This is a genomic window from Klebsiella pneumoniae complex sp. WS1778, assembly GCF_049472055.1.
Classification (GTDB): Bacteria; Pseudomonadota; Gammaproteobacteria; order Enterobacterales; family Enterobacteriaceae; genus Klebsiella; species Klebsiella quasipneumoniae.
In genome coordinates, this window is record NZ_JBKGTJ010000002.1 from 395,555 (window position 1) to 415,990 (window position 20,436).

General features: G+C 56.0%; 17 protein-coding genes. 15 read left to right on the forward strand and 2 right to left on the reverse strand.

Going from position 1 to position 20,436, the window contains the following annotated elements; genetic code table 11:
* Positions 1–31: 31 nt before the first annotated feature.
* Positions 32–1,207, reverse strand: coding sequence for a 3-demethoxyubiquinol 3-hydroxylase (ubiF, locus tag ACLEXF_RS11885; RefSeq protein WP_049093460.1), 1,176 nt, complete (start codon positions 1,205–1,207; stop codon positions 32–34).
* 179 nt (positions 1,208–1,386) lie between these two features.
* Here ubiF and miaB point away from each other — a divergent pair, with 179 nt between their 5' ends.
* From miaB to ACLEXF_RS11940, 11 genes are all read left to right on the forward strand, one after another.
* Positions 1,387–2,811, forward strand: coding sequence for a tRNA (N6-isopentenyl adenosine(37)-C2)-methylthiotransferase MiaB (miaB, locus tag ACLEXF_RS11890; RefSeq protein WP_004885906.1), 1,425 nt, complete (start codon positions 1,387–1,389; stop codon positions 2,809–2,811).
* A gap of 153 nt (positions 2,812–2,964) precedes the next feature.
* Positions 2,965–4,011 (forward strand): PhoH family protein, encoded by a 1,047-nt coding sequence (locus tag ACLEXF_RS11895; RefSeq protein WP_004176871.1) that lies wholly within the window; start codon positions 2,965–2,967, stop codon positions 4,009–4,011.
* Positions 4,008–4,481 (forward strand): rRNA maturation RNase YbeY, encoded by a 474-nt coding sequence (ybeY, locus tag ACLEXF_RS11900; RefSeq protein WP_002894722.1) that lies wholly within the window; start codon positions 4,008–4,010, stop codon positions 4,479–4,481. Before ACLEXF_RS11895 ends, ybeY begins: the two co-directional genes overlap by 4 nt.
* 146 nt (positions 4,482–4,627) lie before the next feature.
* Positions 4,628–5,506 carry a CNNM family magnesium/cobalt transport protein CorC gene (corC, locus tag ACLEXF_RS11905; protein WP_004197606.1) on the forward strand — a complete coding sequence of 293 codons (879 nt, stop codon included), beginning with the start codon at positions 4,628–4,630 and terminating at the stop codon, positions 5,504–5,506.
* Between the two features lie 126 nt (positions 5,507–5,632).
* Positions 5,633–7,171, forward strand: a complete 1,539-nt coding sequence (gene lnt / locus ACLEXF_RS11910; RefSeq protein WP_065696718.1) for an apolipoprotein N-acyltransferase — start codon at positions 5,633–5,635, stop codon at positions 7,169–7,171.
* A 354-nt stretch (positions 7,172–7,525) separates the two neighbouring features.
* Positions 7,526–8,437 (forward strand): amino acid ABC transporter substrate-binding protein, encoded by a 912-nt coding sequence (locus ACLEXF_RS11915; RefSeq protein ID WP_023288842.1) that lies wholly within the window; start codon positions 7,526–7,528, stop codon positions 8,435–8,437.
* A gap of 164 nt (positions 8,438–8,601) precedes the next feature.
* Positions 8,602–9,342, forward strand: a complete 741-nt coding sequence (locus ACLEXF_RS11920; RefSeq protein WP_002894709.1) for an amino acid ABC transporter permease — start codon at positions 8,602–8,604, stop codon at positions 9,340–9,342.
* The gene (gltK, locus tag ACLEXF_RS11925) at positions 9,342–10,016 is read left to right on the forward strand and encodes a glutamate/aspartate ABC transporter permease GltK (protein ID WP_002894707.1); all 675 of its coding nucleotides are present in this window, start codon (positions 9,342–9,344) and stop codon (positions 10,014–10,016) included. Before ACLEXF_RS11920 ends, gltK begins: the two co-directional genes overlap by 1 nt.
* The gene (locus ACLEXF_RS11930) at positions 10,016–10,741 is read left to right on the forward strand and encodes an amino acid ABC transporter ATP-binding protein (RefSeq protein ID WP_004885898.1); all 726 of its coding nucleotides are present in this window, start codon (positions 10,016–10,018) and stop codon (positions 10,739–10,741) included. The genes gltK and ACLEXF_RS11930 overlap by 1 nt, the downstream gene beginning before the upstream one ends.
* A 299-nt stretch (positions 10,742–11,040) precedes the next feature.
* Positions 11,041–12,711 (forward strand): ShlB/FhaC/HecB family hemolysin secretion/activation protein, encoded by a 1,671-nt coding sequence (locus ACLEXF_RS11935; protein ID WP_017901432.1) that lies wholly within the window; start codon positions 11,041–11,043, stop codon positions 12,709–12,711.
* A 63-nt stretch (positions 12,712–12,774) separates the two neighbouring features.
* A complete protein-coding gene (locus ACLEXF_RS11940) occupies positions 12,775–14,553 on the forward strand; it encodes a filamentous hemagglutinin N-terminal domain-containing protein (protein ID WP_423265767.1) in 1,779 nt (592 codons plus the stop codon).
* A gap of 308 nt (positions 14,554–14,861) precedes the next feature.
* Here the strand turns inward: ACLEXF_RS11940 and ACLEXF_RS11945 are convergent, their stop codons facing one another.
* A complete protein-coding gene (locus ACLEXF_RS11945) occupies positions 14,862–15,344 on the reverse strand; it encodes a zinc ribbon-containing protein (RefSeq protein ID WP_025999140.1) in 483 nt (160 codons plus the stop codon).
* 226 nt (positions 15,345–15,570) lie between these two features.
* Here ACLEXF_RS11945 and leuS point away from each other — a divergent pair, with 226 nt between their 5' ends.
* The 4 genes from leuS to nadD are packed head-to-tail and all read left to right on the forward strand — an operon-like array spanning position 15,571 to position 20,432.
* Positions 15,571–18,153, forward strand: coding sequence for a leucine--tRNA ligase (gene leuS / locus ACLEXF_RS11950; protein ID WP_407259887.1), 2,583 nt, complete (start codon positions 15,571–15,573; stop codon positions 18,151–18,153).
* A 14-nt stretch (positions 18,154–18,167) separates the two neighbouring features.
* Positions 18,168–18,758, forward strand: coding sequence for an LPS assembly lipoprotein LptE (gene lptE / locus ACLEXF_RS11955; protein WP_004885890.1), 591 nt, complete (start codon positions 18,168–18,170; stop codon positions 18,756–18,758).
* The gene (gene holA / locus ACLEXF_RS11960) at positions 18,758–19,789 is read left to right on the forward strand and encodes a DNA polymerase III subunit delta (protein ID WP_004885888.1); all 1,032 of its coding nucleotides are present in this window, start codon (positions 18,758–18,760) and stop codon (positions 19,787–19,789) included. The genes lptE and holA overlap by 1 nt, the downstream gene beginning before the upstream one ends.
* Entirely contained in the window at positions 19,782–20,432 is a 651-nt protein-coding gene (gene nadD, locus ACLEXF_RS11965; protein ID WP_023319968.1) for a nicotinate-nucleotide adenylyltransferase, read from the forward strand. The genes holA and nadD overlap by 8 nt, the downstream gene beginning before the upstream one ends.
* Positions 20,433–20,436 lie beyond the last annotated feature (4 nt).

Genomic DNA, 20,436 nt, shown 5'->3' on the forward strand with positions numbered 1-20,436 from the left:
TTCCACTACGCCCCCGCCCGGGAAGCCGGAGTTACAAGCCTAACGCATACTTCAGCGCCTGACGCTTCAGCACCCCGGCGCGTTCGGCCGCCATCAGGCCAATATTACGCAGCATCCGCACCGGCGCCAGGTCATTGCTGAATCCGGCGTAAAACAGATCCATCCCCGACTGCATAATAAAATTATCCGCCCGCCGCCGCGCCTGGTAGCGCTTGAGCACCGGCAGGCTGGCCCACTCTTCGCCTCGGCCGCGCGCTTGCGCCAGGATCTCCAGCAGGGCGTCGACATCGCGATAGCCAAGGTTAACCCCCTGCCCCGCCAGCGGATGAATGGTGTGCGCCGCATCGCCCACCAGCGCCAGACCGGGCTGAACATACTGCAGCGCATGACGCCGGGTGAGCGGGAAGGCGCCGGCCGCCCGCGGCGTCACCCGTCCGAGACGCGCCGGGAAATGGCGGGCGATCTCCTGCTGAAGCTGGGGCATGGACATGCCCTGTAGCTGACGGATCCGCGCCGGGGCGTCATACCACACCAGCGAGGCCCAGTTGTCGAACAGCGGCAGGAAGGCGCGCGGTCCGCTGGGGGTAAACTGCTGCCAGGTGCTGTCGCCGGGATCGTCGGCGCATTGGACGCTGATGAGCATACAGGACTGCTGATATTGCCAGGCATGCACGCCGATGCCGGCCATCTCCCGCACCTGAGAGCTGGCGCCGTCGGCGCCGATAACCAGCCGGGCGTGGATCGTCTCCCCCTCGCGTAAACGCAGCGCCGTCTGCGCCTCGCCGCGCTGCATCGCCTCCAGTTCGCCGCCAACGCGGAGGGTAACCCCTTCGTGCGCCGCCAGCGCTTGCCACAGGCCCCACTGCAGGACCTTGTTCTCAACCATATAGCCCAGCTCTGGGAGCTTGAGCTCTGCGGCGTCAAAGGCGACGTGCGCGCTCTCCCACTCCCAGGTCTCCAGACGACGGTAAGCGTGGACGCGCATCGCCCGCACGGCATCCCAGACGTCAAGGCTTTTCAGCAGGCCGACCGAGGCCGCGCTGATCGCCGAGATCCGCACATCCGGGGCGGATGCCGGATCGAAAGCCGGGGGCGCCGTTTTCTCAAGCACCGTCACGGTAAATCCCTGTTGCGCCAGCCCTAACGCCAGGGCGCCGCCGACCATGCCGCCGCCCACGATGGCGACATCTGTTGCGTGAATTGTCATGGCTATTATCCTTAAAGCAGAATCCGTTAAGTTTACCGGATTTTTCGCCCTCTTGCGGTGATAACGCTCGCACTGGTCAGGGGGCGACCAAAGCATTACAATACGCGCCCTGGAATGCGAAATTCACCCTGTATATATCCCCGCGTTTTGGATATCTATTACTGAGCATGAGCAAGTCAATGACAAAAAAACTCCATATTAAAACCTGGGGCTGTCAGATGAACGAGTATGATTCATCAAAGATGGCCGATCTGCTGGATGCGACACATGGGTATCAACTGACCGAAGTGGCGGAAGAAGCAGATGTGCTGTTGCTCAATACCTGCTCAATTCGTGAGAAGGCCCAGGAAAAAGTTTTCCATCAGCTTGGACGCTGGAAGCTGCTGAAAGAGAAGAACCCGGACCTGATTATTGGCGTTGGCGGCTGCGTGGCCTCCCAGGAAGGCGACCATATTCGTCAGCGCGCGCACTATGTCGATATTATTTTCGGGCCGCAAACCCTGCACCGCCTGCCGGAGATGATTAACTCTGTGCGCGGCAACCGCAGCCCGGTGGTTGATATCAGCTTCCCGGAAATTGAAAAATTCGATCGCCTGCCAGAACCGCGCGCCGAAGGCCCTACCGCCTTTGTCTCGATTATGGAAGGCTGCAACAAATACTGCACCTACTGCGTGGTGCCCTACACCCGCGGTGAAGAAGTCAGCCGCCCGTGCGACGATATCCTGTTTGAAATCGCCCAACTGGCGGCGCAGGGCGTGCGTGAAGTCAACCTGCTGGGCCAGAACGTGAACGCCTGGCGCGGTGAGAACTACGACGGCACCACCGGCAGCTTTGCCGATCTGCTGCGCCTGGTGGCCGCTATCGACGGCATCGACCGCATTCGCTTCACCACCAGCCATCCGATCGAATTTACCGACGACATCATCGACGTCTATCGCGATACGCCGGAGCTGGTGAGCTTCCTGCACTTGCCGGTGCAGAGCGGTTCCGACCGCGTGCTGAACCTGATGGGACGGACCCATACCGCGCTGGAGTATAAAGCGATTATTCGTAAGCTGCGTGAAGCGCGTCCGGATATTCAGATAAGCTCAGACTTTATCGTCGGCTTCCCCGGCGAAACCACGGAAGATTTCGAAAAGACGATGAAGCTTATCGCCGACGTCAATTTCGATATGAGCTACAGCTTTATCTTCTCCGCCCGTCCGGGCACCCCGGCGGCCGATATGGTCGACGACGTGCCGGATGCAGACAAGAAACAGCGTCTGTATATTCTGCAGGAGCGCATCAACCAGCAGGCGATGGCCTGGAGCCGTCGCATGCTCGGCACGGTACAGCGCATCCTGGTGGAAGGCACGTCGCGCAAGAACATCATGGAGCTCTCCGGGCGTACGGAGAACAACCGGGTGGTCAATTTCGAAGGCACCCCGGACCTCGTCGGCAAGTTTGTCGATGTCGAAATCGTCGATGTTTACACCAACTCGCTGCGCGGCAAAATCGTGCGCACCGAAGCGGAGATGGGTCTGCGTATCGCTGAATCCCCCGAATCAGTGATTGCCCGCACCCGTAAAGAGAACGATCTTGGCGTGGGTATCTATCAGCCGTGATCCCTTCAGGCCTGTCGGTTCCGGCAGGCCTTGTAATTCCTCTCTCCGTCCCTATATCTACAGCAATGCTTGCGCCATTTTCCTGTGACGTAAATAATTTCCTGATTAGCCGGCCACGCGCCGCGTCCGGCCACCTGCGTAAAGAGGAACAGTTTGAACATAGACACTCGTGAAATTACCCTGGAGCCAGCGGATAACGCACGCCTGTTAGCCCTGTGCGGCCCGTTTGACGACAACATCAAACAGCTGGAGCGTCGGTTAGGCATTGAGATCAACCGCCGTGACAATCACTTTAAGCTGACCGGACGCGCCCTTTGCGTACACGCCGCCGCCGATATTCTGCGCAGCCTGTATGTCGACACGGCGCCGATGCGCGGTCAGATTCAGGATATTGAACCAGAGCAGATCCATCTGGCGATCAAAGAGGCGCGCGTGCTTGAGCAAAGCGCCGAGAGCGTGCCGGAGTACGGAAAAGCCGTCAATATCAAGACCAAGCGCGGGGTGATCAAACCGCGTACGCCGAACCAGGCGCAGTACATCGCCAATATCCTCGATCACGACATCACCTTCGGCGTGGGTCCGGCGGGTACCGGGAAAACCTATCTGGCGGTGGCGGCGGCGGTTGATGCGCTGGAGCGTCAGGAGATCCGCCGCATTCTGCTGACCCGTCCGGCCGTCGAAGCGGGTGAAAAGCTCGGCTTCCTGCCCGGCGATCTGAGCCAGAAGGTCGACCCGTATCTGCGCCCGCTGTACGACGCGCTGTTCGAGATGCTCGGCTTTGAGAAGGTGGAAAAGCTGATTGAGCGTAACGTCATCGAAGTGGCCCCGCTGGCCTATATGCGCGGACGGACGCTGAATGACGCCTTTATCATTCTTGATGAAAGCCAGAACACCACCATCGAGCAGATGAAAATGTTCCTGACCCGCATCGGCTTTAACTCCAAGGCGGTGATCACCGGCGATATCACGCAGATTGACCTGCCGCGCAGCACCAAATCCGGTCTGCGCCACGCCATCGAAGTGCTGGCGGAAGTCGATGAGATCAGCTTTAACTTCTTCCATAGCGAAGACGTGGTCCGCCATCCGGTGGTCGCCCGCATCGTGAACGCCTATGAGGCATGGGAAGCCGCAGACCAGAAACGTAAAGCAGAACTGGCCGCCGAGCGCAAACGCGAAGCCCAGGAACAGGAGCAAAAATGAGTCAGGTGATCCTCGATTTACAGCTGGCCTGCGAAGAGACCAGCGGCCTGCCGGACGAAGCCCTTTTTCAACGCTGGGTCGACGCCGTCATTCCGCCGTTTCAGGAGGAGTCAGAGTTAACGATTCGTCTGGTCGACGTTGCAGAAAGCCATGAGCTGAACCTGACCTATCGCGGCAAGGATAAGCCGACCAACGTCCTCTCTTTCCCGTTTGAAGCGCCGCCGGGAATTGAAATGCCGCTGCTCGGCGATCTGATCATTTGCCGTCAGGTGGTGGAGCAGGAAGCCAGCGAGCAAGGGAAGCCGCTGGAGGCGCACTGGGCGCATATGGTGGTGCACGGCAGCCTGCATCTGCTGGGCTACGATCACATCGAAGATGACGAAGCGGAAGAGATGGAAGGCCTCGAAACAGAGATAATGCTTGCTCTGGGCTATGAGGACCCGTACATTTCCGAGAAGATTGCTGAATAGCCCCCTGCCGGATCGTGGCGCTCGCGCCTCATCCGGCCGCTGTTCATGCATTTTACCCGCCTGAACGTCAGGCAACCCATGCCGTCCGGCGCTGAGTTTACGCGCGACGAGCGACATTAAATCAACATGAGAACCCAAACGACGCCATGAGCGACGACAATTCACACAGTAGTGACACAGTAAACAGCAAAAAGGGATTTTTCTCCCTGTTACTCAGCCAGCTCTTTCACGGGGAACCGAAAAACCGCGATGAACTGCTGGCGCTGATCCGTGATTCCGGGCAGAACGACCTTATCGATGAAGATACGCGTGACATGCTCGAAGGGGTAATGGATATCGCCGACCAGCGGGTCCGCGACATTATGATCCCCCGTTCACAAATGATTACCCTGAAACGCAATCAGACGCTGGACGAGTGCCTCGATGTCATCATCGAATCCGCTCACTCGCGCTTCCCGGTCATCAGTGAGGATAAAGATCACATCGAAGGGATTCTGATGGCCAAGGATCTGCTGCCGTTTATGCGCAGCGACGCCGAAGCCTTCAGCATGGAAAAAGTGTTACGGCCGGCGGTTGTCGTTCCGGAAAGCAAGCGGGTCGACCGCATGCTGAAAGAGTTTCGCTCACAGCGCTACCATATGGCGATCGTTATTGACGAATTCGGCGGCGTCTCCGGTCTGGTGACCATCGAGGATATCCTTGAGCTCATCGTCGGGGAAATTGAAGACGAGTACGACGAAGAAGAAGATATCGATTTCCGCCAGCTGAGCCGCCATACCTGGACGGTACGCGCCCTGGCCTCCATCGAAGACTTCAACGACGCCTTCGACACGCACTTCAGCGATGAAGAAGTGGATACCATTGGCGGGCTGGTAATGCAGGCCTTTGGCCACCTGCCGGCTCGCGGCGAATCTATCGACATTGATGGTTACCAATTCAAGGTAGCAATGGCAGATAGTCGTCGTATCATTCAGGTGCATGTTAAGCTGCCGGATGATGCTCCCCAGCCGAAGCTGGAAGAGTAAGCGGCGGCGCTGAAGGTCACGGCCAGCCGGGAGACAGACCGTGGCGATACTCGGTTGTCCCCTCCCCGGCTGGCAAACAGCATAGCCTGTGGCAACAGGCGTTAATTTACGGGACGATTAGCCTAAATGGTATTTGCCTCTCTTCTTGAACGCCAGCGCGTACGTCTGCTGCTGGCGCTGCTATTCGGAGCCAGCGGAACGCTGGCTTTTTCACCTTACGACTTCTGGCCCGCGGCAATTATTTCACTGGTCGGTCTGCAGGCGTTAACCCTTAACCGCCGCCCGCTGCAAAGCGCCGGCATCGGCTATTTCTGGGGAATTGGCCTGTTCGGCACGGGAATCAACTGGGTTTATGTCAGTATCGCGCAGTTTGGCGGTATGCCGGGTCCGGTTAACGTCTTCCTCGTCGTTTTGCTGGCGGCCTATCTGTCGCTCTACACCGGCCTGTTTGCCGGCCTGCTCGCCCGGCTTTGGCCCAAAACCAGCTGGCTACGGATGGCGATCGCCGCCCCCGTCGTCTGGCAGATCACCGAGTTCCTGCGCGGTTGGGTGCTGACCGGCTTTCCGTGGCTGCAGTTCGGCTATAGCCAGATCGACGGCCCGCTGAAAGGCCTGGCGCCGGTGATGGGTGTTGAGGCGATCAACTTCCTGCTGATGATGGTTAGCGGCCTGCTGGCTCTGGCCCTCGTGCAGCGCAACGGGAAGGCGCTGGTGATCGCCGCGGTGCTGTTCGCCCTGCCGTTCCCGCTGCGCTATATCCAGTGGTATCAGCTGCTGCCGGAGCGCGCGACGCAGGTCTCGCTGGTGCAAGGCGATATCCCGCAGGCCATGAAGTGGGACGAGAAACAGCTGGTTAATACCCTGAAAACCTACCTGGCGCTGACCCAGCCGCATATCGGCCACTCGCAGCTGATTATCTGGCCTGAATCGGCGATCCCGGATCTGGAGATCAACCAGCAGCAGTTCCTCAGCATGATGGACGATCTGCTGCGCGCAAAAGACAGCTCGCTGATCACCGGCATCGTCGACGCGCGTCTTAATAAGCAGAATCGCTACGACACCTACAACACCATCATTACCCTCGGCAAAGATAACCCGTACCGCTACGACTCGACCAACCGCTACAACAAGAACCATCTGGTGCCGTTCGGCGAGTTTGTACCGCTGGAGTCGATTCTGCGTCCGCTGGCGCCATTCTTCGACCTGCCGATGTCCTCCTTCAGCCGCGGTCCCTACGTGCAGCCGCAGCTGATGGCGCATAACCTGAAGCTGACCGCGGCCATCTGCTACGAGATCATCCTCGGGGAACAGGTGCGGGATAACTTCCGTCCGGATACCGACTTCCTGCTGACCATCTCTAACGACGCCTGGTTCGGCAAGTCCATCGGCCCGTGGCAACACTTCCAGATGGCGCGGATGCGCGCCCTGGAGCTGGCCCGCCCCCTGCTGCGCAGTACCAACAACGGCATTACCGCCGTGATCGGCCCGCGCGGCGAGATCCAGAAGATGATCCCGCAGTTTACCCGTGAGGTGTTGACCACCACCGTGACGCCCACCAGCGGCATGACCCCTTACGCTCGCACTGGCAACTGGCCGCTGTGGGCGCTGACGGCGCTGCTCGGCTTCGGTGCGCTGCTGATGAGCCTGCGTCAGCGTCGCCGATAAGTTCTCTACCGGCGACGCCCGTCGCCGGCTTTTTTCTTCCCGTCATTTGCCACCCTGGCACAGTCATTGCTTTATTTAATCGGGTAGCGCCGTCCTCCGGCCCAGTGCAACCGGGTTGCACCATAAACGATCGGTGGTCGCGCTATTTTGGTGCAATGGAAGATATTTGCCTCCCATTGGTGCGGAGCGCTTCGCAAAAATAAACAATAAAGCAGCAAAATATTTACATTAAGCCAAACTAAATGCTAACAAACACATACAAATGCGGCACGTGGATGCGTGCCCCTAATAACAACACACACAATCACAATGGGTATCAATAGCGTCGGTGACGCTGCGGATAAGGAGTTGGATATGCAATTACGTAAACTGGCCACGGCAATGCTGGTAATGGGAATGACCGCTGGTCTGGCGCAGGCGGAAGATGCTGCCCCGGCGGCTGGCCAGAGCACTCTGGATAAGATCGCGAAAAATGGCGTTATCGTTGTCGGCCATCGCGAATCTTCCGTCCCTTTCTCTTACTACGATAACCAACAGAAGGTTGTGGGTTACTCTCAGGACTACTCCAACGCCATCGTCGATGCCATCAAGAAAAAACTGAACAAACCCGATCTGCAGGTCAAACTGATCCCGGTCACCTCGCAGAATCGTATTCCGCTGCTGCAGAATGGCACCTTTGATTTCGAGTGCGGCTCTACCACCAACAACCTTGAGCGCCAGAAACAGGCGGCCTTCTCCGATACTATCTTCGTCGTCGGCACTCGTCTGCTGGTGAAGAAAGGCGGCCCGATTAAAGATTTCCCTGACCTGAAGGATAAAGCGGTCGTCGTCACCTCCGGAACCACCTCAGAGATCCTGCTGCACAAGCTGAACGATGAGAAAAAAATGAATATGCGCATTATCAGCGCCAAAGATCATGGCGACTCTTTCCGCACCCTGGAGAGCGGACGCGCGGTGGCCTTTATGATGGATGATGCCCTGCTGGCTGGCGAACGCGCCAAGGCGAAGAAACCGGATAACTGGGAAATCGTCGGCACCGCGCAGTCGAAAGAAGCCTATGGCTGCATGCTGCGTAAGGACGATCCGGCCTTCAAGGCGCTGGTCGATGAAACCGTTGCCCAGGCCCAGACCTCTGGCGAAGCGGCGAAGTGGTTCGACAAATGGTTCAAAAACCCGATTCCGCCAAAAAATCTTAACCTGAACTTCGAGCTGTCGGACGACATGAAAGCGCTGTTCAAATCACCTAATGACAAAGCACTGAACTAATTATAACAACCAGGGGCGGGATATCCTGCCCTCCCGATGATTGTCACAGCACGGACAGACTATACGGCGGCTGGTCGTTCCCCAGCCGCCGCGAATACCGAAACAAGCTGGACAACCGTCTTCGAGGGTAGCAATGGCTACCCTTTTTTTTCCAGGAGTAATGTATGTCAATAGACTGGAACTGGGGGATATTCCTGCAACAGGCCCCCTTCGGCAACACTACCTACCTGGGCTGGCTGTGGAGCGGTTTTCAGATCACCGTCGCCCTCTCCATCTCGGCCTGGATCATCGCTTTTCTCGTCGGCTCGCTGTTCGGCATTTTACGCACGGTCCCCAATCGCTTCCTCTCGGGCATTGGCACCTGCTATGTCGAACTGTTCCGCAACGTGCCGCTGATCGTGCAGTTCTTTACCTGGTACCTGGTGGTGCCGGAATTCCTGCCGGAAAATATCGGCATGTGGTTTAAATCGGAGCTGGACCCAAACATTCAGTTCTTTGTCTCCTCCATGCTGTGCCTGGGGCTGTTTACCGCCGCTCGCGTCTGCGAGCAGGTACGCGCCGCTATCCAGTCGCTGCCGCGCGGGCAAAAGAACGCCGGTCTGGCGATGGGGTTGACCCTGCCGCAAACCTACCGCTACGTGCTGCTGCCGAACGCCTATCGCGTTATCGTGCCGCCGATGACCTCGGAGATGATGAACCTGGTGAAAAACTCGGCCATCGCCTCCACCATCGGTCTGGCCGATATGGCCGCGCAGGCGGGCAAACTGCTGGACTACTCAGCTCATGCCTGGGAGTCTTTTACCGCCATCACCCTGGCCTATGTTTTCATCAACGCGGTGATTATGCTGATTATGTATGTGGTCGAGCGTAAGGTTCGCCTGCCTGGCAATATGGGAGGTAAATAATGTACGATTTTGACTGGAGTTCGATCGTTCCCTCCATGCCCTACCTGCTGGCAGGGCTGGTGATCACCCTGAAGATTACGGTGATCGCCATCGTGGTCGGCATCGTCTGGGGCACCCTGCTGGCGGTCATGCGCCTGTCCAGCTTTCTGCCGCTGGCCTGGTTTGCTAAATCCTACGTTAACGTGTTCCGTTCTATCCCGCTGGTGATGGTTCTGCTGTGGTTCTACCTGATTGTCCCGGGCTTCCTGCAGAACGTGCTGGGACTGTCGCCGAAAACGGATATTCGCCTGATCTCGGCGATGGTGGCCTTTTCGATGTTCGAGGCCGCCTACTATTCAGAGATTATCCGCGCCGGTATCCAGAGCATCTCCCGCGGCCAGTCAAGCGCCGCGCTGGCGCTGGGAATGACCCACTGGCAGTCGATGCGGCTGGTGATCCTGCCGCAGGCCTTCCGCGCCATGGTGCCGCTGCTGTTAACCCAGGGGATCGTCCTGTTCCAGGATACCTCGCTGGTGTATGTATTGAGCCTCGCCGACTTCTTCCGTACCGCCTCCACGATTGGCGAGCGTGACGGGACCCAGGTCGAAATGATCCTGTTTGCGGGCGGCGTCTATTTTGTGATTAGCCTCAGCGCCTCGCTGTTGGTCAGCTGGTTGAAGAAAAGGACTGTGTAATGATTACCCTGAAAAACGTTTCAAAATGGTATGGTCACTTTCAGGTGCTGACCGATTGCTCCACGGAAGTGAAAAAAGGCGAAGTCGTGGTGGTCTGCGGGCCGTCAGGCTCCGGTAAATCCACGCTGATTAAAACCGTGAACGGCCTTGAGCCGGTGCAGCAGGGGCAGATTATCGTCGATGGCACCGTGGTTAACGATAAAAAGACCAATCTTGCCAAACTGCGCTCTCACGTCGGAATGGTGTTTCAGCATTTTGAACTGTTCCCGCACCTGTCGATTATCGACAACCTGACGCTGGCGCAGGTTAAGGTTCTCAATCGTGACAAAGCGTCGTCGCGCAAGAAGGGCCTCAAGCTGCTGGAGCGCGTTGGCCTGGCGGCGCACGCGGAAAAATATCCGGCGCAGCTCTCCGGCGGCCAGCAGCAGCGCGTGGCCATTGCCCGAGCCCTGTGTATGGACCCGATCGCTATGCTGTTTGATGAGCCCACCTCAGCGCTCGACCCGGAGATGATCAACGAGGTACTGGACGTCATGGTGGAACTGGCCAACGAAGGGATGACGATGATGGTGGTTACCCATGAAATGGGCTTCGCCCGTAAGGTGGCCAACCGGGTGATCTTTATGGATGAAGGAAAGATAGTCGAAGATGCCGATAAAGAGGCCTTCTTCGCCAATCCACAATCCGATCGCGCTAAAGATTTCCTCGCCAAAATTCTGCACTAACTTCTGCGGCGCGCACGATATCACCGTGCGCGCCTGTCAGCCCTTCCCCTTTTCAATTGCTTCATCTCAAAGCGACAGCTTCACAACGTGAAGTAAAAATTTCACAAAGAATTCAGGGGCCGTAGAATAGATTAACCGCCACGTCATCGTTAGCATACGGCATCTTGTAATAATCCCCGTGAGTTTAAATTTCTTGAAATAATATTTCAATTGACTTGCTATACGCCGCGCAGGCTATTTCATGCCGTGCACAACCATTAATTATAATCTTACTCAATGAAACAAACGGATATTGCTTCATGCGGACTAACACTAACGGACTGGCCATTATTTTGTGTTTAAATTTGCTCACCTGCTTTACCGCGCGGGCGGGTATTGACTCCGCCACGGTAAACCAGGTAGAACAGGATAAAGCCCGTGAAAGCGCATTAATGCCCCATCAGCAGCAATACCAATCTTCTCGCACCTATGCGAAAACGCAAACCTTGATATTTCCCGAGGAAGCGACCTGTCGGTACATCACGAAAGTTGATATTGCCTCCGAGGACAACGCAAAAACCACCGCCCTCCTCGGGAAGATCGCTGCCCAGGCGCCCGGCCATTGCCTCGGAATAGAAGGGATTCGCCTGCTGACGAACGCCCTACAAAATGAACTGATAACACAAGGGTATATTACTTCCCTGATCGATATCCCTTCTCAGTCACTAGAAGGGGGCATTCTCAAAATAACGCTGACTTATGGCAAAACGGGGCATATTGATTTTGCGCCAAATAGTGCCGTGACGAACCTGTGGACCTCCATGCCCACCCATACCGGTAAAATCCTGCGCCTCAGCGATCTTGAACAAGGGATGGCTAACCTGCAGCGCCTGCCTGGCGCCAGCGCCCATATGAAGCTGCGGCCCGGGGAACACATTGGCGAAAGTGATATTGAAATCGCCCGGGTAATGGATAAACAGTGGCAGGTTGGCGCCTGGCTTGATGACGCAGGCAGCCGCGCCAGCGGTCGCTATCAGGGTGGCGGCGCGCTATACCTTTACGATTTATCTTCATTGAACGATATTCTTTCCATCTCGGCAGGCGGCGACGTTGAATTCAACCAGCACAACGACGGCAACCATAACGGCAACCTTTACTACTCCGTGCCTTTCGGTTACTGGTCATTGAGCCTGTACGGCTCCTACAGCCAGTACCGCCAGCTGTTTAAAGGAAGATGGTCAAGCATCGACTATAAAAGTAAAAACCGTTATTACAGCGCGACCCTTAGCCGCCTGCTTTCGCATACCCGACAACAAAAAACGACCGCCGATCTGCGCATAGCGAAGAGCAGTTCGCACTATTTCTTTGGCGGCGATGAGTTGTATGTGATGCGTAAACAAAATCCTGTCTGGGAATTTACCGTGCGCCATCAGCACTATTTCAACAGGAAAATTATCGACGCAAGCCTGGGTGTTCAGCGCAGCCTGCCGTGGCTGAGCTCCGTCCCCACCCCCGAGGAAAAAGGCGGTTTATATAGCCATCAATCGCGCATTGTTCACGCCGATATACAGGCCTTGATGCAGTTTGCCGCAACCGGCGATAAGTTTAGCTGGATGCCGCGTTTCCATGCCCAGTTCAGCCCGGATAGATTATCTTCGGACAACCAGTTTAATATCGGCAATCGCTGGACGGTTCGCGGCTTTGACGGTGAAAATACGCTTTCGGCCAATCAAGGCTGGTACTGGCGCAATGATTTTAGCTGGAATATTCCCACCCCCGACCAGCAGGTATATCTTGGCCTTGACTTCGGCAGGATCATTGGTACCGAGCGCGCCAGGCAGGGAAAAAGCCTTTCAGGCGCAGTCGGCGGCGTCCGCGGAGAAATAGCGTCTACGCAATATGATTTTTTTATCGGCACGCCCATCAGTAAACCTGATGACTTTCATAGCGATGCCATGAACCTGGGCTTTTCATTACAGTGGAGGTATTAGTTTTCATCGGCGCATTACTGCAATTTACTGATTCATTTTTTACTATTTAAAGGAATAAATTACATGTTTAAATTCAAGGTTTCATATGTTGCTCTGGCTGCAGCGCTAAGTTCATCCGTTGTTTATGCCGATCCGTCAAGCTATACGCATAGATCAGGGGCAAATGTTATTGATATCGAAGCTCCTAATGCCGCTGGCGTCTCGCATAACTTATATCGCGAATTCAACGTCGGCCCTAACGGCACTATTTTAAACAACAGCGCCAGCGACGTGAACCACAGCACTCACGGTAATATCGCTAAGAATAATAATCTGACCAACGGCAGCGCTTCCGTTATTTTAAATGAAGTCACCTCCAATAAAATGAGTAATCTGCAGGGCTTTATCGAAGTTAACGGACAAAAAGCCGATGTCGTTATCGCCAACCCTAACGGCATCACCTGCTCCGGGTGCAGTTTTATTAATACTAACAAAGCAGTGCTGACGACAGGCCAGGTCAATCTGAGCGATACCGGCGCGATTGATAGCTATACGGTCACGCAGGGTAAAATCACCATTGACGATAAAGGTATGAACGCGTCTAACAGCTATGCAGCCTTGCTGGCCGACGCCATCGCGATTAACGGCACAATGACGGCAGCCAACGCTATGGTGGGCGCGGGCAACTTAACGTTTGATAACAAAACCGGAAAGATGACCAGCCTTGGAAAAGCAGCCACAGCCAAACAAATATTATATCCGGAATACAGCATTGATATTAGCCAACTAGGCGGAATCAAGGCCAACAGTATCACCATGACTGGTAATAATCTGGGTTTCGGCGTCCGGAATAAAGGCACGATGGCTGCAAACACCCTTCTCACCATGACCAGCAACGGTTCACTGATTAATGAAGGCGCTATCACTGGGAAAGGCATCGCGACGCAAATCGTCTCAGCAGGTGAGATGAAAAATAAGGGCAGCATTAACAGCAGCGCCCTCGCCACTCAGGTCACCACTCTGAACACATTGACCAATGAAGGCACGATTACCAGTGACAAAACGCTTAACGTGAGCGCCGCCGGCAACCTCGTCAATACCGTCAGAATTAATGGCACCAAGGCATTAACCTTAACCACCCTCGGCGATATCAATACCACCTATGGTTCAACGATTAACGCCGATGGCCAGTTAAATATTTCTGCCCACAATATCAACAACGGCGGTACAATGTGGGGCGAAATCACCAACGTCAAGTTTAGCGGGGATAATCTCACCGTCACCGGTAACCTTTGGGGCTACACTAATCTGGCTATCGTGTCGGCAAAGGATAGCAACGTCAGTTCAGGCAACATCCATAATACAGGGCGAATTTCTGGTATCGATATATCGCTTATCACTAATGGCGATATCATCCAGGACGGTAACCTTGTTAGCGGAAACTCTATGACGGTTAAAAGCGTCCAGTTCAAAAATAACAACTACGTTTACGGAAAATCCGTACAGATTGAGAGTAATAACGTTCACAATAAGGCAACTATTGATAGTGTCGATGCGAATATCATCGCTTATTATGGTATGAAAAATGAAGGCCAAATCATCGCAGCCAAAGATCTCACCTTGGATACGAAAAATTTTGCCGATATCACCAACTACGGCACTCTTCAGGCAGGAGAGAATCTGACGATTATCGCTAATAAAGTCTATAATGGCGGCTATCGCTGTGGTTTCCTGAAGCTTTCAACTTGTAATGTTGGTTCTATCTCCACTAACAAACTGGTGCTGAACTCCGCGCACAACTATGTTTCCGAGATGGGCGGTCATCAGCAGTTTAAACAAGCTGAAATCACGACCAAGCGGTAAGAGCAGGCGATGCGCTGATGTCAGCGCATCGCCGGTAGTCATTTTATTATGGCGCACCATGCTGGCACACGCTTTCCATTCGCGCGGAAAGATCTATCACGAGATAGTAATCATCAAGCCGCATTCATGCTGAGGACGAGTGCTCTGCTCGCTCATAATGATTATATGAAGCGCGAAGTGATCAGGGGTAAAAGAGACAGCTGAGATATTTTACAATCACAGGGAAGACGTTTATCTATCTCGTTAATGCAATGATAGGTCGTTTTTAATCAGGCCCGATGCTATTAATACGCACCGGGCCGGATGCATCAGGGTTCAAATGGCCGGCGCTGGAACTGATCGTGGCCGCATTTCGGACAGCGCGGTAGCACATCCGGGGTATACACCGCCAGGTGATAGTGACACTTCTCACACACCAGGTTGCCTAAACCGACCACTTCGCCGCTGTGGTATACGCCGTGGTGATTCAGATCCTGAAAAACCTCCCGCCACTCAAGCTGGGTTTTGTCAGTGATATCGGCCAGCTCCTGCCACAGGCTCTCTTTGATCACCCGCATAAACACGCTGTCGCTCTCGTCTTCATGACTCTCTTCGTAGCTGCGGGCAAACTCCTCAAGATCGCGCTTGACCGCGGCTATCACCGACTCAATCTCGCTCTGCGTCAGATCGCCGGCGCGGACAATTTTATCGCGTGCCTGCGTCACCAGCGCGTCAATATCGCGTTCTCCATGGCGGAGCCGTTCGCTGAGCGAGGAGACCAGTTCACGGTAATATTGAGCAACCTTGTTCATCATTTCGCCTCCGGTGTGGTTAACGTCTTCTGATAATAGACCTTATTCCTCTCCCGCTGTGTCTGACAAGCCACAGACTCGCGAAATAATCTGCCCAGCTTTTGCCGATGTTGATGTGCGAAAAGCTGTTTTGACGTTGGCGTTTGGGCTATGCTATGCCGATCTGAAATAACACATCCATTGGCTACATTTTGTAGCTGTATTGAAAACAGGACCACTGGCTGCCATGCAAGAGCAATACCGCCCGGAAGAGATAGAATCGAAAGTCCAGCTTCACTGGGACGAAAATCGTACATTTGAAGTAACTGAAGACGAGAGCAAAGAGAAGTATTACTGCCTGTCGATGCTTCCTTATCCTTCTGGTCGACTACACATGGGTCACGTGCGTAACTACACCATCGGCGACGTGATTGCCCGCTATCAGCGCATGCTGGGTAAAAACGTCCTGCAGCCAATTGGCTGGGATGCGTTCGGTCTGCCGGCGGAAGGGGCGGCGGTAAAAAACAACACCGCGCCAGCGCCGTGGACCTACGACAACATCGCCTACATGAAAAACCAGCTCAAAATGCTGGGCTTCGGCTATGACTGGAGCCGCGAGCTGGCAACCTGCACCCCGGAATACTACCGCTGGGAGCAGAAGTTCTTCACTGAGCTGTATAAAAAAGGCCTGGTGTACAAAAAAACCTCCGCAGTGAACTGGTGCCCGAACGACCAGACCGTGCTGGCCAACGAGCAGGTTATCGACGGCTGCTGCTGGCGCTGCGACACCAAAGTCGAGCGTAAAGAGATCCCGCAGTGGTTTATTAAAATCACCGCCTACGCCGATGAGCTGCTGAACGATCTGGATAAGCTGGACCACTGGCCGGACACCGTGAAGACCATGCAGCGCAACTGGATCGGCCGTTCTGAAGGGGTGGAAATCTCCTTTGACGTCAATAACTACGCCGACAAGCTGACCGTCTATACCACCCGCCCGGACACCTTTATGGGCTGTACCTACCTGGCGGTCGCTGCGGGTCACCCGCTGGCGCAGCAGGCTGCGGCGAACAATCCGGCGCTGGCCACCTTCATCGACGAATGCCGCAACACCAAAGTGGCGGAAGCCGACATGGCGACGATGGAGAAAAAAGGCGTCGATACCGGCTTTAAAGCTATCCACCCGCTGACCGGTGAAGAAATTCCGGTATGGGCGGCTAACTTTGTGCTGATGGAGTACGGCACCGGCGCGGTGATGGCCGTTCCGGGCCACGACCAGCGCGACTACGAGTTCGCCAGCAAATACAGGCTGAACATCAAGCCGGTGATCCTCGCCACCGACGGCTCCGAGCCGGATCTTTCCCAGCAGGCGCTGACCGAGAAAGGCGTCCTGTTTAACTCCGGCGAATTCAGCGGCCTCGATTATGAAGCGGGCTTCAACGCTATTGCTGACAAACTGGCTGCCATGGGCGTAGGTGAGCGTAAAATTAACTACCGCCTGCGTGACTGGGGCGTATCCCGTCAGCGCTACTGGGGCGCGCCGATCCCGATGGTTACCCTGGAAGACGGCACCGTGCTGCCGACCCCGGAAGATCAGCTGCCGGTGATCCTGCCGGAAGACGTAGTCATGGACGGTATCACCAGCCCGATCAAAGCCGATCCTGAATGGGCCAAAACCACGGTTAACGGCCAGCCGGCGCTGCGCGAAACCGACACCTTTGACACCTTTATGGAATCCTCCTGGTACTATGCGCGCTACACCTGCCCGCAGTATCAGGAAGGGATGCTGGATTCGCAAGCGGCCAACTACTGGCTGCCGGTCGATATCTACATCGGCGGCATCGAACACGCGATCATGCACCTGCTCTACTTCCGCTTCTTCCACAAGCTGATGCGCGACGCGGGGATGGTCAACTCCGATGAGCCGGCGAAACAGCTGCTGTGCCAGGGCATGGTGCTGGCTGACGCCTTCTACTACGTAGGCGAAAACGGCGAACGTAACTGGGTCTCCCCGGTTGACGCCATCGTCGAACGTGACGAAAAAGGCCGCATCGTGAAAGCGAAAGACGCGGCGGGTCACGAGCTGGTGTACACCGGCATGAGCAAGATGTCCAAGTCGAAAAACAACGGCATCGATCCGCAGGTCATGGTTGAGCGCTACGGCGCGGATACTGTCCGTCTGTTCATGATGTTCGCATCCCCGGCGGATATGACCCTCGAGTGGCAGGAATCTGGCGTCGAAGGGGCGAACCGTTTCCTGAAACGCGTCTGGAAGCTGGTCTACGAACACACCACCAAAGGGGACGTTGCGGCCCTGAACGTGGCGGCGCTGAGTGAAGATCAGAAAGCGCTGCGTCGCGATATCCACAAAACTATCGCCAAAGTGACCGATGACATCGGCCGTCGTCAGACCTTCAACACCGCCATCGCGGCGATCATGGAGCTGATGAACAAGCTGGCGAAAGCGCCGCAAGAAGATGAGCAGGATCGCGCCCTGATGCAGGAAGCCCTGCTGGCGGTAGTGCGTATGCTCAACCCGTTCACCCCGCACGTCAGCTTCACCCTGTGGCGTGAGCTGAACGGCGAAGGTGATATCGACAACGCGCCGTGGCCGGTGGCGGATGAAAGCGCGATGGTGGAAGACAGCACCCTCGTCGTCGTCCAGGTCAACGGCAAAGTTCGTGGTAAAATTACCGTTGCGGTAGACGCAACTGAAGAGCAGGTCCGCGAGCGCGCCGGCCAGGAGCATCTGGTGGCGAAGTATCTCGACGGCAAAACCGTGCGTAAAGTGATTTACGTCCCGGGTAAACTGCTCAATCTGGTCGTTGGCTAAGCGCGGGAGGAAGCGTGCGATATCTGGTAACAATGTTGTTATCTCTGGCGGTGCTTGCCACCGCCGGCTGTGGCTGGCATCTGCGTAGCACTACCAAGGTGCCCACCACCATGAAAACCATGATTTTCCAGTCGAGCGATCCGAATGGCCCATTAAGCCGCGCGGTGCGCAATCAGCTGCGTCTTAACGGCGTGGAACTGATCGACGCCAGCACGCTGCGTAAAGATGTCCCTTCTCTGCGCCTCGATGGTTCGTCGATTCAGAAAGATACGGCCTCGGTGTTCCAGGACGGTCGTACGGCGGAATATCAGATGGTCATGACCGTCCATGCCAGCGTTCTGATCCCGGGTCACGATATCTATCCGATAACCACTAAGGTCTATCGTTCGTTCTTTGATAACCCGCAGGCGGCGTTAGCCAAAGACGCCGAGCAGGATATGATTATCCAGGAAATGTACGATAAAGCGGCGGAACAGCTGATTCGTAAACTACCAAGCGTTCAGGTAGCGGATGTTGAAGCCACCCAGCAGGAAGAAAAACCGGTCGCGGGCAGCACCGCGCCGGCGTCCTCGGGTAACCGCGTCTCCACCACGCTGGGTCAATGATGATTCGGTTGTACCCGGAACAGCTCCGCGCGCAGCTCACTGAAGGGCTGCGCGCGGCCTATCTGCTGCTTGGCAACGATCCTTTGCTATTGCAGGAAAGCCAGGACGCTATTCGCGAAGCCGCTGCCGCACAAGGCTTTACCGAACACCATACCTTTTCTATCGACAACAGCACCGACTGGCAGGCGCTTTTCGCCTTAAGCCAGGCGATGAGCCTGTTTGCCAGCCGGCAAACCCTGTTGCTAATCCTGCCAGAGAATGGCCCCAACGCGGCGATCAACGAACAGCTGGCGACGCTGGTCGGTCTGCTGCACGACGACCTGCTGCTGATAGTTCGCGGTAGTAAGTTGACCAAAGCCCAGGAGAATGCCGCGTGGCTCACCGCGCTGGCGCAGCGCGCCGTCCAGGTCAGCTGCCAGACGCCGGAATACGCGCAGCTGCCGCGCTGGCTTGCCGCCCGGGCCAAACAGCATCAGTTGCAGCTCGACGACGCGGCCAGCCAGCTGCTGTGCTACTGTTACGAAGGCAATCTGCTGGCGCTGGCGCAGGCGCTGGAGCGTCTGGCGCTACTCTGGCCGGACGGTAAGCTGACGCTGCCCCGCGTTGAGCAGGCGGTGAACGATGCCGCGCACTTTACCCCTTACCATTGGGTCGATGCCCTACTGGCAGGCAAAAGTAAGCGCGTGCTGCATGTCCTGCAGCAGCTCCGTCTTGAAGGCTGCGAGCCGGCGATCCTGCTGCGTACGCTACAGCGGGAGCTGCTGCTGCTGGTGACCCTCAAGCGCCAGTCGGCACAGACGCCGCTGCGTTCGCTGTTTGATAAACATCGGGTCTGGCAAAACCGCCGTCAGCTGCTCAGCGACGCCCTCGCCCGACTGAGCGGCGAACAGCTTCGCCAGGCGGTGACTCTTCTGACCCGCGCGGAACTGACCTTTAAACAGGATTACGGGTACGACGTCTGGCCCGAACTGGAAAGTCTTTCGTTGTTGCTCTGCCACAAAGCCCTGGCGGACGTTTTTATTGATGGTTGATATGACTCACTTACAGGCAATCTATGGCGGCACCTTCGATCCGGTGCATTATGGTCACCTCAAGCCGGTCGAGATCCTGGCGAATCAGATTGGCCTGAGCAAGGTCATCATCATGCCTAATAACGTCCCGCCGCACCGTCCACAACCGGAAGCCACCAGCGCCCAGCGCGTGCACATGCTGAAGCTGGCGATTGCCGATAAGCCGCTGTTCACGCTCGATGAACGCGAACTGCAGCGCGATACCCCCTCCTGGACGGCGCAAACGCTGCAGGAGTGGCGCCAGGAGCAGGGGCCGCACAAGCCGCTGGCGTTTATCATTGGCCAGGATTCGCTGCTCACCTTTCCCACCTGGCACCGCTATGAAACCATCCTCGACAATGTCCACCTGATTGTCTGCCGCCGGCCGGGTTACCCACTGACCATGGCCCATGAGGCCGATCAGCGCTGGCTGGATCGCCATTTAACCCACGATGTGGAATCTCTGCATCGCCGCCCTTCCGGCGTGATCTACCTGGCTGAGACACCGTGGTTCGATATTTCGGCGACGATCATTCGCCAGCGCCTCGAGCGCGGCGAGTCCTGCGCCGAGATGCTGCCGGCCGCGGTGCTGGACTACATCCGCGAGCAGGGTCTCTATTGCTGACCCC

Coding starts and splice junctions, on each gene's coding strand:
- ubiF (WP_049093460.1), bottom strand. CDS start 1,207: ATGACAATTCACGCAACAGATGTCGCCATCGTGGGCGGCGGCATGGTC.
- miaB (WP_004885906.1), top strand. CDS start 1,387: ATGACAAAAAAACTCCATATTAAAACCTGGGGCTGTCAGATGAACGAG.
- ybeY (WP_002894722.1), top strand. CDS start 4,008: ATGAGTCAGGTGATCCTCGATTTACAGCTGGCCTGCGAAGAGACCAGC.
- corC (WP_004197606.1), top strand. CDS start 4,628: ATGAGCGACGACAATTCACACAGTAGTGACACAGTAAACAGCAAAAAG.
- lnt (WP_065696718.1), top strand. CDS start 5,633: ATGGTATTTGCCTCTCTTCTTGAACGCCAGCGCGTACGTCTGCTGCTG.
- ACLEXF_RS11915 (WP_023288842.1), top strand. CDS start 7,526: ATGCAATTACGTAAACTGGCCACGGCAATGCTGGTAATGGGAATGACC.
- ACLEXF_RS11920 (WP_002894709.1), top strand. CDS start 8,602: ATGTCAATAGACTGGAACTGGGGGATATTCCTGCAACAGGCCCCCTTC.
- gltK (WP_002894707.1), top strand. CDS start 9,342: ATGTACGATTTTGACTGGAGTTCGATCGTTCCCTCCATGCCCTACCTG.
- ACLEXF_RS11930 (WP_004885898.1), top strand. CDS start 10,016: ATGATTACCCTGAAAAACGTTTCAAAATGGTATGGTCACTTTCAGGTG.
- ACLEXF_RS11935 (WP_017901432.1), top strand. CDS start 11,041: ATGCGGACTAACACTAACGGACTGGCCATTATTTTGTGTTTAAATTTG.
- ACLEXF_RS11940 (WP_423265767.1), top strand. CDS start 12,775: ATGTTTAAATTCAAGGTTTCATATGTTGCTCTGGCTGCAGCGCTAAGT.
- ACLEXF_RS11945 (WP_025999140.1), bottom strand. CDS start 15,344: ATGAACAAGGTTGCTCAATATTACCGTGAACTGGTCTCCTCGCTCAGC.
- leuS (WP_407259887.1), top strand. CDS start 15,571: ATGCAAGAGCAATACCGCCCGGAAGAGATAGAATCGAAAGTCCAGCTT.
- holA (WP_004885888.1), top strand. CDS start 18,758: ATGATTCGGTTGTACCCGGAACAGCTCCGCGCGCAGCTCACTGAAGGG.
- nadD (WP_023319968.1), top strand. CDS start 19,782: ATGGTTGATATGACTCACTTACAGGCAATCTATGGCGGCACCTTCGAT.